General features: G+C 63.3%; 14 protein-coding genes. 5 read left to right on the top strand and 9 right to left on the bottom strand.

The features are described from left to right. Positions 1-29: 29 nt before the first annotated feature. The 5 genes from AWB67_RS07415 to AWB67_RS07435 form a co-directional block, all read right to left on the bottom strand. Complete coding sequence (locus tag AWB67_RS07415) at positions 30-1,922, bottom strand: propionate--CoA ligase (RefSeq protein WP_087655596.1); 1,893 nt, start codon at positions 1,920-1,922, stop codon at positions 30-32. A gap of 62 nt (positions 1,923-1,984) precedes the next feature. Further along, positions 1,985-2,467 carry a hypothetical protein gene (locus AWB67_RS07420; RefSeq protein WP_235025068.1) on the bottom strand — a complete coding sequence of 161 codons (483 nt, stop codon included), beginning with the start codon at positions 2,465-2,467 and terminating at the stop codon, positions 1,985-1,987. Beyond that, on the bottom strand, positions 2,464-2,703 hold the full coding sequence (locus tag AWB67_RS07425; RefSeq protein ID WP_087655598.1) for a hypothetical protein: 240 nt from the start codon (positions 2,701-2,703) through the stop codon (positions 2,464-2,466). Before AWB67_RS07425 ends, AWB67_RS07420 begins: the two co-directional genes overlap by 4 nt. Positions 2,704-2,791: 88 nt before the next feature. Then, complete coding sequence (locus tag AWB67_RS07430; protein WP_327365477.1) at positions 2,792-3,538, bottom strand: 5'-methylthioadenosine/adenosylhomocysteine nucleosidase; 747 nt, start codon at positions 3,536-3,538, stop codon at positions 2,792-2,794. 5 nt (positions 3,539-3,543) lie between these two features. After that, positions 3,544-5,907: a UvrD-helicase domain-containing protein gene (locus AWB67_RS07435; RefSeq protein WP_087655600.1), complete on the bottom strand. Its 2,364-nt coding sequence runs from the start codon at positions 5,905-5,907 to the stop codon at positions 3,544-3,546. 150 nt (positions 5,908-6,057) lie between these two features. Between AWB67_RS07435 and AWB67_RS07440 the strand changes: the two genes are divergently transcribed. Continuing rightward, positions 6,058-8,925 carry a valine--tRNA ligase gene (locus AWB67_RS07440; RefSeq protein ID WP_087655601.1) on the top strand — a complete coding sequence of 956 codons (2,868 nt, stop codon included), beginning with the start codon at positions 6,058-6,060 and terminating at the stop codon, positions 8,923-8,925. Positions 8,926-8,990: 65 nt separating this feature from the next. Next, a complete protein-coding gene (galU, locus tag AWB67_RS07445) occupies positions 8,991-9,872 on the top strand; it encodes a UTP--glucose-1-phosphate uridylyltransferase GalU (RefSeq protein ID WP_087655602.1) in 882 nt (293 codons plus the stop codon). 78 nt (positions 9,873-9,950) lie between these two features. Here the strand turns inward: galU and AWB67_RS07450 are convergent, their stop codons facing one another. Genes AWB67_RS07450 through AWB67_RS07465 form a run of 4 tightly spaced genes read right to left on the bottom strand, consistent with a single transcriptional unit; the run spans position 9,951 to position 13,134 of the window. Then, complete coding sequence (locus tag AWB67_RS07450; protein WP_062637362.1) at positions 9,951-10,178, bottom strand: sulfurtransferase TusA family protein; 228 nt, start codon at positions 10,176-10,178, stop codon at positions 9,951-9,953. 49 nt (positions 10,179-10,227) lie between these two features. Further along, positions 10,228-11,262, bottom strand: coding sequence for a Gfo/Idh/MocA family oxidoreductase (locus AWB67_RS07455; RefSeq protein ID WP_087655603.1), 1,035 nt, complete (start codon positions 11,260-11,262; stop codon positions 10,228-10,230). Next, complete coding sequence (gene iolG, locus AWB67_RS07460; RefSeq protein ID WP_087655604.1) at positions 11,259-12,263, bottom strand: inositol 2-dehydrogenase; 1,005 nt, start codon at positions 12,261-12,263, stop codon at positions 11,259-11,261. The genes AWB67_RS07455 and iolG overlap by 4 nt, the downstream gene beginning before the upstream one ends. Further along, positions 12,253-13,134: a MurR/RpiR family transcriptional regulator gene (locus AWB67_RS07465; RefSeq protein ID WP_087655716.1), complete on the bottom strand. Its 882-nt coding sequence runs from the start codon at positions 13,132-13,134 to the stop codon at positions 12,253-12,255. The genes iolG and AWB67_RS07465 overlap by 11 nt, the downstream gene beginning before the upstream one ends. Positions 13,135-13,327: 193 nt before the next feature. Between AWB67_RS07465 and AWB67_RS07470 the strand changes: the two genes are divergently transcribed. The 3 genes from AWB67_RS07470 (at position 13,328) to AWB67_RS07485 (ending at position 17,228) form a co-directional block, all read left to right on the top strand. After that, entirely contained in the window at positions 13,328-14,380 is a 1,053-nt protein-coding gene (locus AWB67_RS07470) for a sugar ABC transporter substrate-binding protein (protein WP_087655605.1), read from the top strand. A gap of 882 nt (positions 14,381-15,262) precedes the next feature. Further along, complete coding sequence (locus AWB67_RS07480) at positions 15,263-16,426, top strand: ABC transporter permease (RefSeq protein ID WP_087655607.1); 1,164 nt, start codon at positions 15,263-15,265, stop codon at positions 16,424-16,426. Positions 16,427-16,439: 13 nt separating this feature from the next. Further along, positions 16,440-17,228 carry an ATP-binding cassette domain-containing protein gene (locus tag AWB67_RS07485; protein ID WP_087655608.1) on the top strand — a complete coding sequence of 263 codons (789 nt, stop codon included), beginning with the start codon at positions 16,440-16,442 and terminating at the stop codon, positions 17,226-17,228. Positions 17,229-17,238: the final 10 nt, after the last annotated feature.

The following is a 17,238-nucleotide window of genomic DNA, read 5'->3' on the forward strand; positions in this document are numbered from 1 at the left end:
TTCGAAGCGGCTTTTTAGCTCTTGCAGCGCTATTCGCTTAACGCAGCTTTCACCTGCTGCAACGCGCTTATGTCCTCGATGGTCGGCAACTCGCCCGGCTCGCGTCCCTCGGCAAGCGCCGCAATCGCACGCCTCAAGAGCTTGCCCGAGCGTGTCTTCGGCAGCATCGATACGAAATGCACGCGCGCCGGCCGCGCGATCGCGCCAAGCTGCGTATCGACGGTATGTGTCAGTTCCGCCTCCAGTCCTTGCCGCGCGCCCGGCGCGTTCAGCCGGTTCGCGTCGCGCAGTACGACGAACGCGAGCGCCGCCTGCCCCTTCAACGCATCCGCGACGCCGACCACCGCCACTTCCGCCACCGCCGGATGGCTCGACAACGCCTCCTCGATCTCCCGCGTGCCCAGCCGATGCCCCGCAACGTTGATCACATCGTCCGTGCGGCCGAGGATCGACACGTAGCCGTCCTCGTCGCGCACGCCCCAGTCGAAGGTCGAATAGACCTGCTGGTTCGGCACGCTCTTCCAATACGTATCGATGAAGCGTCGATCATCGCCCCATACCGTCTGCATGCAGCCCGGCGGCAGCGGATAGTCGAGCGCGATCACGCCTTTCTCGCCCGGCGCGCAGACGTCGCCCGTCTGCTCGTTGCGCACCGTGAGGTTGAAGCCCATCGACGGCACGCCGGGCGAGCCAAGCTTCGGCGGCAAGTCCTCGATGCCGTGCGGGATCGCGATCATCGGCCAGCCGGTTTCGGTCTGCCAGTAGTTATCGATGACGGGGCGCTTGAGCGCGCTCTGGATCCATTGCGCGGTGGGTTCGTCGAGAGGTTCGCCGGCGAGAAAAAGCGCGCGCAGGCTCGATAGATCCGCTTGCGACATCAGTTGCGGGTCCTGCTTCTTGAGCACGCGAATCGCGGTCGGCGCGGTAAACATCAGGTTGATCCTGTACTGCTCGACGAGCCGCCACCAGATGCCGCCGTCCGGCCGCACCGGCGTGCCCTCGTACATGACGGTGGTGAGCCCTGCGATCAGCGGCGCATAGATGATGTAGCTGTGCCCGACCACCCAGCCGATGTCCGAAGCGGTGAACATCACGTCGCCGGGCGCGCCCTGAAAGATGTGTTCCATCGATGCCGCGAGCGCCACCGCATAGCCGCCCACGTCGCGCTGAACGCCCTTCGGCCGCCCCGTCGTGCCCGAGGTGTAGAGCACGTACGACGGCTCGTTCGATTCGAGCCATTCGCACGGCACGCAGGCATCGAAGAACTTCTCGCGCAGCGGCTCGTAGGCGATCAGGTAGTTCGCTTGCAGGCGCTCGGGTGCGAGCTGCCGGTCGATCAGGAGCACCTGCGGCACCTTGTACTCGGCGCGGGCAAGCGCTTCATCGACGAGCGGCGTGTAGTCGATCACCTTGCCCGCGCGCGCGCCGGCGTCCGCGGTGACGATGAGCGCGGGCTTCGCATCGTCGATGCGCGCCGCGAGATTCGGCGCCGCGAAGCCGCCGAACACGACCGAATGGACCGCGCCGAGCCGCGCGCAGGCGAGCATCGCGAAGAGCGCCTCGGCGATCATCGGCAGATAGATCAGCACGCGATCGCCCTTCTTCACGTTCAGCGAGCGCATGACCGCGGCCATGCGGTTCACTTCGGCATGCAGTTCCGCATACGTGTAGCGGCGCTCGATGCCCGTTTCCGTCGAAACGTAGATCAGCGCGTTCTGTTGCGCGCGCGTCGCGAGATGACGATCGACGGCGTTGTAGCAGAGATTCGTTGTTCCGCCGATGAACCAGCGCGCGAACGGCGGACGGCTGCGGTCGAGCACCTGTTCGAATGGCGTTTCCCAGTGGATGCGGCGGGCCTCTTCGGCCCAGAACTGCTCGGGTTGCTCGATCGAACGGCGAAACTCTTCACGATAAGTCGACATTCGCTCCCTCTGATAGCAGTGTGCAGGCTGCTTCAGAGCATAGAGCAGGCCGTCAGGGCGTGCTAGAGAGGGGCGGCCCTATGCGCGGGCGCGTGTTCCTGTTCACCGGCCGAGTGCTTGAGAAGCACCGGCGCGAGTTCGCCCGCGACGCGCATTCCCGAGACGATCACCGTGCGAACGCCGCTGCCCCGCGTCGCGAGGCGCCATGCTTCGCGCGTCGTCGCGCGGGCTTCGATGCGCGGCTCGATCACGATGAAGCCACGGCAATACGCCGTGAGCGACGCCTGCTGCGAGCGCAGCCACGCGGCGCGCAGACGCGTGTCGTCGGGGGTTTCGTCGGCGCAATGCTCGCTGACGATCACGAACGGCGTCGCAAGCGCGAGCAGGCGCTGCATTTCGGCGCGCCACGCGAACGCGTAGCCGGGTTTCACCGCCCTTCGGCGCAGGCGCACGAGCGGGAAGCGGCTCGCATCGTGCATCGGCTGATCGGGGACATGCGGGACTCGGGCCGGCGCGAGTGTGGACTTGAGGTCGGATGCAATCACAGCGGTCTTGGGCTCCAGTAATTCAATGCGGCGACGAGGTTGCTCCACCGCGAGCGGCGCGGCCGAACCCGTTTCTTCGACGATGCCTTCTGCGTCGCGCGCTCGGTCTCAGCAGGCGCGGCGGCCGCACTCGTCTGCCACGCGCGGCGCGTGGTGTCGAGCACCTTCGCCGCGTTCGTGGAGATCGCGGATGTCGGTTGACCGGTCGGGATGAAATCGGTTGGCGCGTGTGGCATGAAAGCCTCCTGTCGTGCGAAACCCATTGTAGTTGAGAATGATTCTCAACTACAAGCAGGACTTATCCGATTGCACGACGGAGCGATTTCAGGTTTGCGCGCGCAGGAACCGCGAAAGAATGCCGGAGGAATAAGTGGATGCGATCGCCGTGAGGAATTCGGCGAAGGAGGTAGGAGCGGCGGCATCTGCGGTATCGGAGATCGTGCGCACGACCGCGCACGGCACGCCGTACTCGTAGCAGACCTGCGCGAGCGCGGCGCCTTCCATCTCGACGGCAAGCGCGTCGGGCAAGGCATCCCGCAATGCCATCAAGCCTTCGTGACTCGCGATGAAGCGATCGCCGCTCACCACCAGCCCGCGATGCACGCGCGGTCGCACGACCGCGAAGTGGCTCTGCAATGCCGCGCTTTCGTCGGCGAGAAACGCCTCGCAGGCGCTGAAAAGCGCGGCGCTCAGATCGGCGGACGCCTCGAAGCGCGATTTGTCCAGCAGCGGCACCTCGAAGCGCGGAAAAAGCGGCGACGCATCGAGATCGTGCTGCAACAGCGAATCCGCGACGACGATATCGCCCACTTGAACGTCCGCGTGCACGCCGCCCGCGACGCCGGTGAACACAATCGCATCGGTGTTGAACACGTGGATCAGCGCGCTGGCCGTCGTTGCGGCGGCGACCTTGCCAATGCGCGCAAGCGTCACGACGCACTGCACGCCATGCGCCTCGCCGACGGTGTACTCGCGCTGACCGAGCGTCAGCGTTTCTACTTCACCGGCCGCTCGCATCCCGGCGACCAGATCGCCGAGTTCCTGCGGCAGCGCGGCCATGATGCCGAGCATTGCCGTCACTCGACCGGCTGAAGTTTCGCGACCGCCAGCGCCAGCCATTTCTCGCCGTGGCGCTTGAAACGCACTTGCGCGCGGGCATCGGCGCCGGAGCCTTCCAGCGCCGTCACCGTGCCTTCGCCGAACTTCGTATGAAACACCGTCTGCCCGACCTTGAAGCCAGTGTCCGCGGCGCGCTGCGTGTTGGCGAACGCCGGGACCGGCGCGCCGGCGTCGGGATTCACGTAGTCGGCGGTGCGCTCGCGGCCGGGCCGCGCGAACCAGTCGCGGCCCCAGCCGGCGTTGTCCGAGCGGCCACCCCAGCGCGCGCCCGCCTCGACCTTCGGCGTTAGCCACTTGAGCGAGCCTTCCGGCAATTCGTCGAAAAAGCGCGAGCGGATGTTGTAGCGCGTCTGGCCGTGCAGCATCCGGCTCTGCGCAAACGACAGATACAGCCGCTCCTTCGCCCGCGTGATCGCGACGTACGCGAGGCGCCGCTCTTCCTCCAGCCCGTCGGTTTCCTTCGCGCTGTTCTCGTGCGGGAACAGGCCCTCTTCCATCCCGGTGATGAACACCGCCGTGAATTCGAGCCCCTTCGCCGCGTGCACCGTCATCAATTGCACGGCGTCCTGGCCGGCCTGCGCCTGATTGTCGCCGGCTTCAAGCGATGCATGCGAAAGGAAGCCCGCGAGCGGTGTCATCGTGTCGGGGTTTTGCGCGGGATCCGCGGGACTCGCGGCATCGAGCACGTCGATGCCCGGATCGTCGGTCGCGAGCGCGATCTCGGGCACCGCCGTCGCGCCGGGGCGCAGCGGGATCGAGCGCGCGGGGGTATCAAGCCCGTAGCCTTCCTCGCTGACGAACGCCGCCGCCGCGTTCACGACTTCCTGCAAATTCTCCAGCCGGTCCTGCCCTTCGCGCTCGAGTTCATAGTGCGCGGCGAGCCCGCTTCCCCGGACAACGTGCTCGACCGTCTCCGGCAGGCTCATTTGCTGCGTTTCGGTGCGCATTTTCGCGATCAGCGTCGCGAAACTGGCGAGGCTCGACCCCGCCTTGCCCGTCACGTAAGGCACCGCGGCGGCCATCGAACAGTTGTAGAGACGCGCGGCGTCGGCGAGTTGCTCGATCGAACGCGCGCCGATGCCGCGCGTCGGGAAGTTCACCACACGCGCGAACGCGGTGTCGTCGTTCGGGTTGTCGATCAGGCGCAGGTACGCGAGCGCGTGCTTCACTTCCTGCCGCTCGAAGAACCGCAACCCGCCGTACACGCGATACGGAATGCCCGTATTCACGAGCGTGTGCTCGATCGTGCGCGACTGCGCGTTGCTCCGGTACAGCACGGCGATCTCGCCGCGCGAGAGGCCCGTATTGATCAGCGCCCTGATTTCCTCGACGATCCAGCCCGCTTCCTGCGAATCAGTCGCGGCCTCGTAGACGCGCACCGGCTCGCCGTGCCCCGCGTCGGTGCGCAGGTTCTTGCCGAGCCGCCGCGAATTGTTCGCAATCAGCAGGTTGGCGGTATCGAGAATGTGGCCGTGCGAGCGGTAGTTCTGCTCCAGCTTGATGAGATTGCGCACGCGGAATTCGCGCTCGAAGTCGTGCATATTGCCGACGTTGGCGCCGCGAAAGGCGTAGATCGACTGATCGTCGTCGCCGACTGCGAAGATCGCGTTCTGCTCGCCCGCGAGCATTTTCAGCCACGCGTATTGCAGCTTGTTCGTGTCCTGGAATTCGTCGACGAGGATGTTGCGAAAGCGCGCCTGGTAGTGCGCGCGCAGCGGCGGATTGTGCGCGAGCAGTTCGTAGCAGCGCAGCAGCAGCTCCGGAAAATCGACGACGCCTTCTCGCTGGCACTGCTGGTCGTAGGCCTCGTACAGCTCGACGAACTTGCGATTGAAGGCATCGGTTGCATCGACGTCTTTCGGACGCAGGCCCTGTTCCTTCGCGTTGTTGATGAAGTACTGCAGGTTCTTCGCCGGATACTTCTCGTCGTCTATGTTCAGGCCCTTCATCAGGCGCTTGATCGCCGAAAGCTGGTCGGCGGTATCGAGGATCTGGAAAGTCTGCGGCAGCCCCGCGTCGCGGTAATGCGCGCGCAGCATCCGGTTGCACAGCCCGTGGAAGGTGCCGATCCACATGCCGCGCGTGTCGATTGGCAGGAGCGCCTGCAGGCGCGCCATCATCTCGCGCGCCGCCTTGTTCGTGAAGGTGACGGCGAGGATGGTCGGCGGCGAGGCGTAGCCCTGCTGGATCAGCCACGCGATGCGCGTGATCAGGACGCGCGTCTTGCCGCTGCCGGCGCCCGCGAGGATCAGCGCCGGCTCGTTCGGCAGCGTCACGGCAGCGAGTTGTTCGGGATTCAGATTGGCAAGCAGATCGGGCATGAGGGAAGTCTTCCGGTGGGTCGAACATTATAAGACCGCTCCGATGGCTGCGCCCTCCGCCGCTTCGCCCGATTCGTCGACGGTGCCGGTAAAACCTTATAATTGCCCGTTCCCCCGCATTTTTTCACGCATTTTTCGGCAGATTCCACAATGAGCGACAGCACGCTTGCGAAGAGCTTCGAGCCCCAGAACATCGAGTCCCAGTGGGGCCCGGAATGGGAAAAACGCGGTTATGCCGCCCCGGCCTTCGCTCCGGGCGCGAAGAATTTCTCGATCCAGCTCCCGCCGCCGAACGTCACCGGCACGCTGCACATGGGCCACGCGTTCAACCAGACCATCATGGATGGCCTCACGCGCTACCACCGCATGCTCGGCGACAACACGTTGTGGGTCCCGGGGACGGATCATGCGGGCATCGCGACGCAGATCGTCGTGGAACGTCAGCTCGATGCGCAGGGAATTTCGCGCCACGATCTCGGCCGTGAAGAGTTTTTGAAGCGCGTGTGGGCGTGGAAGCAGGAATCCGGCTCGACCATCACGAATCAGGTCCGGCGCCTGGGCGCGTCGATCGACTGGCCGCGCGAATATTTCACGATGGACGACAAGATGTCGCTCGCCGTGCGCGACGTGTTCGTCACGCTCTACAAGCAGGGCCTGATCTATCGCGGCAAGCGGCTCGTGAACTGGGACCCGGTCCTGGGCACGGCGGTGTCCGACCTCGAAGTGGTCAGCGAGGAGGAAAACGGCAGCCTGTGGCACATCAAGTACCCGCTGCCGGACGGCTCGGGCCATCTGACGGTCGCAACCACGCGCCCCGAAACCATGCTCGGCGACGTCGCCCTGATGGTGCATCCGGAAGACGAGCGTTACGCGGCCCTCATCGGCAAGACGGTCACGCTGCCGCTGTGCGACCGCGACATCCCGATCATCGCGGACGATTACGTCGATCGCGAGTTCGGCACGGGCGTCGTGAAAGTCACGCCCGCGCACGATTTCAACGACTATCAGGTCGGTCAGCGCCACAAGCTGCCGCAGATCGAAATCCTCACGCTCGACGCGAAAATCAACGATAACGCGCCCGAAAAGTATCGCGGCATGGACCGCTTCGATGCGCGCAAGCTCGTGGTCGCGGACCTGGAAGCGCTCGGCCTGCTCGATTCCGTCAAGCCGCACAAGCTGATGGTGCCGCGCGGCGACCGCACGGGCGTCGTGATCGAACCGATGCTCACGGACCAGTGGTTCGTCGCGATGAGCAAGCCGGCGCCAGAAGGCACGTTCAATCCGGGCAAGTCGATCGCGCAAACGGCGCTCGACGTCGTGAAGAACGGCGAAATCAGGTTCGTGCCCGAAAACTGGATGACGACCTACTATCAGTGGCTCGAAAACATCCAGGACTGGTGCATTTCGCGCCAGCTCTGGTGGGGCCACCAGATTCCGGCGTGGTACGGCGAGAACGGCGAGATTTTCGTCGCGAAGACGGAAGACGAGGCGCGCGCCGAAGCGCAATCGCAAGGCTATACCGGCGCGCTCCGGCGCGACGACGATGTGCTCGACACCTGGTTCTCGTCGGCGCTCGTGCCCTTTTCGTCGCTCGGCTGGCCCAATGAGACGAAGGAATTGCAGGCGTTCCTGCCGTCGTCGGTGTTGGTGACCGGCTTCGACATCATCTTCTTCTGGGTCGCGCGCATGGTCATGATGACCACGCATTTCACCGGAAAAGTGCCGTTTCACACCGTCTACGTGCACGGCCTCGTGCGCGACGCGGAAGGCCAGAAGATGTCGAAGAGCAAGGGCAACACGCTAGATCCGATCGATATCGTCGATGGCATCGCGCTCGACGAACTCGTCAAAAAGCGCACCACCGGCCTCATGAATCCGAAGCAGGCCGCGCAAATCGAAAAGAAGACGCGCAAGGAATTCCCCGACGGCATTCCGGCGTTCGGCACCGACGCGCTGCGCTTCACGATGGCGTCGATGGCAACGCTCGGTCGCAACGTGAATTTTGATCTGGCACGCTGCGAGGGGTATCGCAATTTCTGCAACAAGCTCTGGAACGCGACGCGCTTCGTGCTGATGAACACCGAAGGCCACGATTGCGGCTTTTCCAAACCCGGCGCGTGCGAGCCGGGCGACTGCGGCCCCGGTGGCTACACGGACTATTCGCCCGCCGACTTCTGGATCGTGTCGCTGTTGCAGCGCGTGGAGACCGAGGTCGAGAAAGGCTTCGCGGATTACCGTTTCGACAACGTCGCGAGCACGATCTATAAATTCGTGTGGGACGAATACTGCGACTGGTATCTCGAACTCGCGAAGGTGCAGATCCAGAACGGCACGCCGGAGCAGCAGCGCGCCACGCGCCGCACGCTGTTGCGCGTGCTCGAAACAGTGCTGCGTCTGGCGCATCCGGTGATTCCGTTCATCACCGAGGCGCTCTGGCAGAAGGTCGCGCCGCTCACGGATGCGTGGCCCGAGGGCGCGAAGGAAGGCGAGGCGTCGATCATGGTGCAGCGCTATCCGCACGCGCAGGCAGAAAAGATCGACGAATCGTCCGAACAGTGGGCCGCCGAACTGAAGGCCGTGATCGATGCGTGCCGTAATTTGCGCGGAGAGATGAATTTGTCGCCAGCGGTGAAGGTGCCGATGCTCGCCACCGGCGACGCCGCGCGTCTCACGACGTTCGCGCCTTACCTGCAGGCGCTTGCGCGGCTCTCGGACGTTCAGATCATCGCCGACGAAGCCACGCTCGACGCGCAGGCGCACGGCGCGCCGGTCGCGATCATCGGGTCGAGCAAGCTGGTGCTGAAGGTGGAAATCGACGTCGCGGCGGAGCGCGAGCGGTTGTCGAAGGAAGTCGAACGGCTCGCAAGTGAAGTTTTCAAATGTAACGCCAAGCTTGGAAATGAGAGTTTTGTTTCAAAAGCGCCGGCTGCTGTCGTGGATCAAGAGCGAAAAAGGCTGGCAGAATACGAATCGACCATCGAGAAGCTCCAGGCGCAATTATTGCGTCTTCCCGCCTAATCGAGCGCAGACTTACCGACATTGCTCGACGTTTCAAACACGAATTAGAGGATCAGGGTCATCACATGCTAAAAGTTACTAAAGCGGTTTTTCCCGTTGCAGGTCTCGGCACCCGGTTCCTCCCCGCGACCAAGGCAAGCCCGAAGGAAATGCTGCCGGTCGTCGACAAGCCGCTGATTCAATACGCGGTGGAAGAAGCGATGGCCGCAGGCATCACCGAAATGATCTTCGTCACGGGCCGCAGCAAGCGCGCGATCGAAGATCACTTCGACAAGTCGTATGAAATCGAAGCCGAGCTCGAAGCGCGCGGCAAGGACAAGCTGCTGGAACTCGTGCGCAGCATCAAGCCGAGCCACGTCGACTGCTTCTATGTGCGTCAGGCCGAAGCGCTGGGCCTCGGCCACGCGGTGCTGTGCGCCGAGAAGCTCGTCGGCGACAACCCGTTCGCCGTGATCCTCGCGGACGACTTGCTGTACGGCAAGCCGCCCGTGATGACGCAGATGATCGAAGTCTTCGATCACTATCACAGCTCGGTGATCGGCGTCGAAGAGATTCCGGCGCAGGACTCGAAGTCCTACGGCGTGATCGACGGCAAGGAATGGGAAAGCAATATTTTCAAGCTGGCCGGTATCGTCGAGAAGCCGGAACCGGCGGTGGCGCCGTCGAACCTGGGCGTGGTCGGGCGTTATGTGCTGAAGCCGCGCATTTTCGACCACATCCGCGCGCTGAAGCCGGGCGCGGGCGGTGAATTCCAGCTTACCGACGCGATCCAGTCGCTCCTCGCCGACGAGCAAGTGCTCGCGTACAAGTACCACGGCACGCGTTTCGACTGCGGCAGCAAGCTCGGCTATCTGAAGGCGACGGTGGAATTCGCGCTGCGCCATCCGGAAGTCGCGGCCGATTTCGAGGAGTATCTGAAGACGCGTTCGCCGATTCTCGAAGGCTGATTGCGTTAGATTCGGTTCGAAAAAAATGCCCGCGATGCGAATCGCGGGCATTTCCGTTTTCAGGCTTTCAAAATCGCTTCAGCGGCGGCGCATCAGAAAAACAAACGTCTTGTCCTGCGCCGTCGATTCGACGATTTCGTTGCCGGTCTGTTTGGCGAATGCGGCGAAATCGCGTTGCGAACCCGGATCGGTTGCCAGGACTTTCAGGATCTGGCCGCTTTCCATGTCCGCGAGGGCTTTTTTCGCCCGCAAGATGGGCAGCGGGCAGTTGAGCCCGCGCGCATCGACTTCCTTGTGAACTTGCATCGGGTGAGCCTTGGTTTTGCTTGTTGCCTAAAATCGGAGCCTTCCGATTCTACCGCAGCGCCTGCAGGTTCACCGGTTGCCCGCTCTCGAACGCCTCCCGCAATGCGATGCCGATCCGCGTCGCCTCGCGCGCGTCCGCGAGCGTGAGCCCGGTCGGCGCCCCGCCCCGCAACGCATCGACGAACGCGCGCGCCTCGTGCAGGAACGCTTCTTCGAAACGCTCGAAGAACGTCGGCGTGCATTCGTTGCGCACGCCTGAAGCATCGGCGATTTCCACGCGATTCGCCCGCGCGTTGCGCCCCACCGCGAGCATGCCGCCCGTGCCGATCACCTCCGTCTGCGTGTCGTGGCCGTGCGCCATCGTCCGCGACGCGTAGAACACCGCGAGCCGCCCGTCCTCGAATTCGCAGATGCCCACGCCGTTGTCGATGTCGCCGCATTCGCGCAGGCCTTCGTGGATCGCGATCGTGCCGCTCGCGAAGACGCGTTTCGGCTTCGGATTGCCGAGCAGCCACCGCGCGAGATCGATGTCGTGGACGCTGCAATCGAGGAAAAGCCCGCCTGAAGTCGGCGCGAAACGCACGAAGAAGCCGTCGGGGTCGTTCTTGTCGCAGGTTTGCGAGCGCACCATGAACGGCCGGCCGATCGCGCCCTTTACGACTTTTTCGAAAGCATCGCGATAACTTGGATCGAAACGGCGCACGAAGCCGATCATCACCTGCAATTCCGGCCGGCGCGCGCTTTCTTCTATCACGCGGTCGCATTCGTCGAGATCGAGCGACAGCGGCTTTTCGCAGAACACGTGCTTGCCCGCACGCAACGCGGCGATGATCTGCGCCGGATGCAGCGACGTCGGCGTGACGAGCCAGACGGCGTCGATCGATTTGTCGGCGAGCAAGGTATCGTAGCTGTCGTAGATCGCGAGTTCCGGCAGATTCGCGCGCGCCCACTCGCGCTCCTCGGCGACCGGGCTGAACGCCGCGGCGAGCGTCGCGCCCGGTACGCGCAACGCGAGGTTTTCCGCATGCCGGCGCCCCAGCCGCCCCAGCCCGACGATCCCGACTCTCACCGGCGGCGCGCTCATGCGACCTTCTCCCCGAGCTTGACGACGCGCCCTTCGCGCCACGAAAGCGTCGCGGCTTCGGCAAGTTCCAGCGCTTTCAGGCCGTCCGCGACGGTCGTGCGCACGGGCTTCCCTTCGCTCACTGCTTCGAAGAAATGCGCGATTTCGAGCGCGTACGCCGCGCGATAGCGTTCGAGGAAGAACGCCTCGGGCACGTCGCTGGATACGGCCGTTTTCGAGTACGCGGTGACTTCGGTCGGCCGCACGTTGCCCGCCTGCAGCATCCCGGCGCTGCCGAGCAATTCGAAGCGCTGGTCGTAGCCGTACGCCGCGCGCCGCGCCGTGTTGATCTGGCACAGTCGCCCGCGCTTCGTGCGGATCGTGACAGCCGTCGAGTCGATGTCGCCCGCGTCGGCGATCGCCGGGTCGGAGAGGCAACTGCCGGTGGCGTGCAGCGTGTCGGCTTCGTCGTCGAGCATCCAGCGGAAGATATCGAAATCGTGGATCAGCATGTCCTTGAAAATGCCGCCCGAATGCCGGATGTAGTCCACCGGCGGCGCGCCCGGATCGCGGCTCGTCACGACGAGCATCTCCGGCTCGCCGATCTCGCCCGCCTCGACGCGCGCCTTCAATGCCGAGAACGTCGGATCGAAGCGCCGCTGAAAGCCGATCATGCACACGACACCCGCCTTCGCGACCGCATCGGCGCAGGCGCGCGCGCGCTCGACCGTGAGATCGACCGGCTTTTCGCAGAACACATGCTTGCCCGCTGCCGCCGATTGCAGGATCAGGCCGGCGTGTGTATCGGTGCTCGAACACACGACCGTCGCGCCGATCGACGCATCGCCCATCGCGCCGTCGATGTCCGCGACTTGCGCGCCGTGAAGCGCTGCGAGCGCGGAGGCCGCGTCGCGGTTCACATCGACGACGTACTTAAGCCGCACGCCCGGCTGCCGCGCGAGATTCGCTGCGTGAATCCTGCCGATGCGTCCCGCCCCAAAAACCGCCACATCAATCGTCATAGCCACCTGTCTCCTTGGATTCTTCGACGTTCAGTTCGAGCCGGTACGCGAGCGCGATGAAGAGCGCCTGGCACAGGCAGATGGTGCTCGTGAGCGAGCGGAACGCGAACGCGCTCCCCTCCTTCACGAACAGATGCGCGCTCGCGTGACGCGCGAGCGGCGAAAGCTGGCTGTCGGTGATCACGAGCGTCTTCGCGCCGTGATGCTGCGCGGCGCGCACGCAGTACTGCGTCTCCTTGCCGTACGGCGCGAAGCTGATCGCGACGACGACATCGCCCTTCCTCACGCTGCGGATCTGCTCGCGATACATGCCACCGAATCCCGACACGAGATGCACGCGCTTCGGCGTATGTTGCAGCGCGTAGACGATGTAGCTCGCGACCGCGAACGAGCGCCGCACGCCGATCACGTAGATGTTTTCCGCTTGCTGCAGCATCTTCACGGCGGCTTCGAAGTGCTCGTCGTCGAGACCGACTTCGAGTTCGTCGAGGCCCGTGCGGCTCGCCGCGATGAATTCGCGCGCCACCGACACGCCCGACACCTTCCCCGCCTTCTCGTCGATCAGTTTCCGGATGCGCTGCTGGTAGCTCTGCGGCGAGCCGCTCTGCCCGGCATACGCCTGCTTGAAGACCGCCTGCAAATCGGAGAAACCGGAAAAGCCGAAGCGCTGCGCAAACCGCACGACCGCCGACGGATGCACGCCGCACGCACTGGCGATATCGCTCGTGCGGTCCATCATCACGTTCGACCGATGCTGCTCGATATACGTCGCGACGCTCTTCAACTGCCGCGGCAACGTCTCATAGGCCTCGGTGATCCGCTGCATCAGGTCGTCGACGTTCTGCACGTCCGCGCTCGTTTCTTCCTGCATGGGAGACTCTTCTTCGACACGTTCGATGCTGCTGATTATAGGGAGCGGATTCACGAAATGGAATGTATTTTCCATTTGCCTGACGCTTAAAATTTCCATTGCAGAGCACGCGAACTTGTCCTAATCTTGGTCGTGAGCAGCGGCATCGAGATGCGGCGCTCGCTTAAAACAACAACCTGGATAGGTGGAGACAATGAGACTTTGCAAAGGCCGGACCGCGCTTTCCGCGCTGGTCGCAGCCGCCGCCTTGTGCGGCGCCGCAGCAATGACGTCGACGGCAGCGCTCGCTGCACCCGATGCCAAGTTCGTCCTGATCAGCCATGCGCCGGATTCCGACTCGTGGTGGAACACCATCAAGAACGCGATCAAGCAGGCCGACGAGGACTTCAACGTCCAGACCGACTATCGCAATCCGCCCAACGGCGACATCGCGGACATGTCGCGGCTGATCGAGCAGGCGGCCGCGCGCAATTACGACGGCGTCATCACCACCATCGCCGACTTCGACGTGCTGAAAAGCTCGCTGAACAAGGTAACGGCGAAGAAGATTCCGCTCGTCACGATCAATTCGGGCACCGAGGAACAGAGCGCGCAGCTCGGCGCGATCATGCACGTCGGGCAGCCGGAATATGTCGCGGGCAAGGCCGCCGGCGAGAAGGCGAAGGCGGCGGGCGTGAAGTCGTTCCTGTGCGTGAATCACATTGCGACGAACACGGTCTCCTTCGACCGCTGCCGCGGCTTCGCGGACGCGCTCGGCGTCGATTACAAGGGTGCGACGCTCGACTCAGGGCAGGACCCGACCGAGATCCAGTCGAAGGTCGGCGCGTACCTGCGCAACCATCCGAACACGGACGCGATCCTCACGCTCGGACCGACGCCCGCCTCGGCGACGCTCAAGACCGTTACGCAGATGGGTCTGCAAAACAAGATCTACTTCGTGACTTTCGACTTTTCCGACGACATCGCGAAGGCGATCAAGGACGGTACGATCAAGTTCGCGATCGATCAGCAGCCGTACTTGCAGGGCTATATCCCGGTCGCGGTGCTCGCCATTGTGAAGAAGGACAAGACGACCGATCCGGTGAAGATCCGCCAGATCCTCGAAGCGAATCCGAAGTTCAAGGCGCGGCTTGAGACCTACGGATTGCAGCCGTCGTACGGGCCGAAGAACATTCGCTCGGGCCCGGGCTTCATCACGAAGGAAAACCTCGACAAGGTCCAGAAGTACGCGGGGCAGTATCGCTAGCGCTTTGGGGGGTTGCTCCACGCCGTTTGATGCGCTTGGGCTTCCATGGAACTTGCTTTCTTAGCGGTCTATTAGCTCTGCCCCTGTCCGGGGCGGGACTCACTTTCTTTGCTGCTGCAAAGAAAGTAAGCAAAGAAAGCAGCTTCCAACCGCCAAAGCAAACAAACCCTTACTCGCATAAAAACGGATTGGCGCTGGAGAGTAAGTGTCGCCCTCATGGTGGAACCGGGCTTGGCTCGCGGACCCACTGTGGCAACTCGCAGTACACCGGACAGGTGCAGCAGTCATACATCCGTCCTCGCGCTACGCGCTCAGACGTGGGGTGCGATGGGCAAAGAACACGTTAGGTGGTGAAGCAGAGCAGAGGTCATAGCTCCAAGCGAGAGCGAAGCAAAAGGTTTTAGTGAACCTCACGTCGGAGCGAAGCGAGGACGGAGCCAAACGGAGCGCATACCACTCAGAGCAAGTGCGCGTTGCCACAGTGGGTCCGCGAGCCAAGCCCGGTTCCACCGTGAGGGCGACACTTACTCTCCAGCGCCAATCCGTTCTTACGCGAGTGAGGGTTGGTTAGCACTGGCGGTGGAAAGCTGCTTTCTTTGCTTACTTTCTTTGCAGCAGCAAAGAAAGTGAGTCCCGCCCCGGACAGGGGCAGAGCTAATAGACCGATACCAAGGCAAGTTCCATCGGAGCACGAGCGCATCAAACGGTTTAAACAAACAACCGCCTCAAGCGCCAGCGTCAAACCTTGTGCAAAGAAAGTGAGTCCCGCCCCGGACAGGGGCAGCGCCGCAAGCCGATAACAACACACTTCCACAGAAGCGCATCAAACATCAAACGGTGTTCAACACCCGAAACACAAACCTCGAGCATCAAGGAGCAATCATGGGCGTAGCCGGCAAGCACTATCCTCGACACGCAGAGCCACCGGAATCCGCCGACGCGGAAGACAAGGCGAAGCTATCCGATGAACGCGTGCGCCGCGAATCGTGGTTCGGGCATTTGCTGAACCGGCCGGAATTCGCCGCGATTTCGGGCACGGTGCTGGTGTTCGCCGTGTTCGGCTTCGGCGCAGGATCGTCGGGCATGTTCAACCTCGACGGGGTAATGAACTGGTCGCAGGTCGCCGCCTACCTCGGGCTGCTCGCAGTGGGCGCGTGCTTGCTGATGATCGCGGGCGAATTCGACTTGTCGATCGGCTCGATGATCGGTTTCTCCGGGATGATGGTCGCGCTCCCCTCGGTGTACTTTCACTGGCCGATCTGGCTCGCGATCGTGTTCGCCTTCGCCGCATCGATGCTGCTCGGCGCGCTGAACGGCTATCTCGTGATGAAGACGCGGCTACCGTCGTTCATCGTCACGCTTGCGTTTCTCTTCATCCTGCGCGGCCTGACGCTCGCGCTCTCGATCATGTTCGCGGACCGCACGATCATCTCCGGCGTAGGCGATCTTGCACAGAACGACTGGATCACGAACGTGCTGTTTCATGGCGTCGCGCTGCATGGCTTCTTTACGTGGCTCGCGCACATGGGCGTCGGTTCGCTGCTCGACAACGGCCAGCCGCTCGTGCCGGGCATTCCAAAAGTCATCCTCTGGTGGTTCGCGCTCGCGGCGGTCAGCGCGTTCGTTCTCGCGAAGACGCGCTACGGCAACTGGATTCTCGCAGTCGGCGGCGATGCGAATGCAGCGAAGAACGTCGGCGTACCGGTGAAGCGCGTGAAGATTTCGCTCTTCGTCTTGACCGCGTTCTGCTCATGTCTCTTCGCCGTGCTGCAAGTGTGCGATATCGGCTCGGCGGCGGCGGACCGCGGCTTGCAGAAGGAATTCGAAGCGATCATCGCGGCAGTCATCGGCGGGACGCTGCTGACGGGCGGTTATGGCTCGGTGATCGGCGCGTGCTTCGGCGCGCTGATCTTCGGCGTCGTGCAGATCGGCATCACCTATACGAACGTGAGCTCGGACTGGTTCCGCGTGTTCCTCGGCGTGATGCTGCTGCTCGCCGTGCTCTTCAATCACTACGTGCGCCGTCGCGTATCACAGGCTCAATGAGCGGACAACGATCATGAACGACGACATCATTCTCGCGCTCGAAAACGTCAGCAAGTTTTTCGGCAAGGTCATCGCACTGAACGGCGTCACGCTGCGCCTGAAACGTGGCGAAGTGCATTGCCTCCTCGGCGATAACGGCGCGGGCAAATCCACGCTCATCAAGACGCTGGCCGGCGTGCATACGCCCTCTTCCGGCGAATACCTGGTCGACGGCAAGCCGGTGCACTTCGAGTCGCCGAAGGAGGCGCTCGACCTCGGCATCGCGACCGTATACCAGGATCTCGCGCTCGTGCCGCTGCTCTCCGTCGCGCGCAATTTCTTCATGGGACGCGAGCCGCAGAAGAAGCTCTTCGGCCTCTTCAACGTAATGGACCTCGACCTCGCCGCCGATACCTCGCGCGGCAAGCTCGCCGAGATGGGTATCAACGTGCGCGACCCGCATCAGCCGATCGGCACGATGTCCGGCGGCGAGAAGCAATGTCTCGCGATCGCGCGGGCGATCCACTTCGGCGCACGCGTGCTGATCCTCGACGAGCCGACCGCCGCGCTCGGCGTGAAGCAGAGCTTCAACGTGCTGCGACTGATCCATACGGCGCGCGCCAAGGGCATCTCCGTGATCTTCATCACGCACAACGTGCATCACGCGTATCCGATCGGCGATTCGTTCACGCTGCTCAATCGCGGCAAGTCGATGGGCACGTTCACGAAGGACACGATCAGCAAGAACGAAGTGCTCGACATGATGGCGGGCGGTGCCGAAATGCAGAAGATGATCGGCGAGCTCGAAGGCGCGACGATCTGAGGACGACAAC

Source organism: Caballeronia terrestris (assembly GCF_001544515.1).
In the GTDB taxonomy this organism is placed as follows: domain Bacteria; phylum Pseudomonadota; class Gammaproteobacteria; order Burkholderiales; family Burkholderiaceae; genus Caballeronia; species Caballeronia terrestris.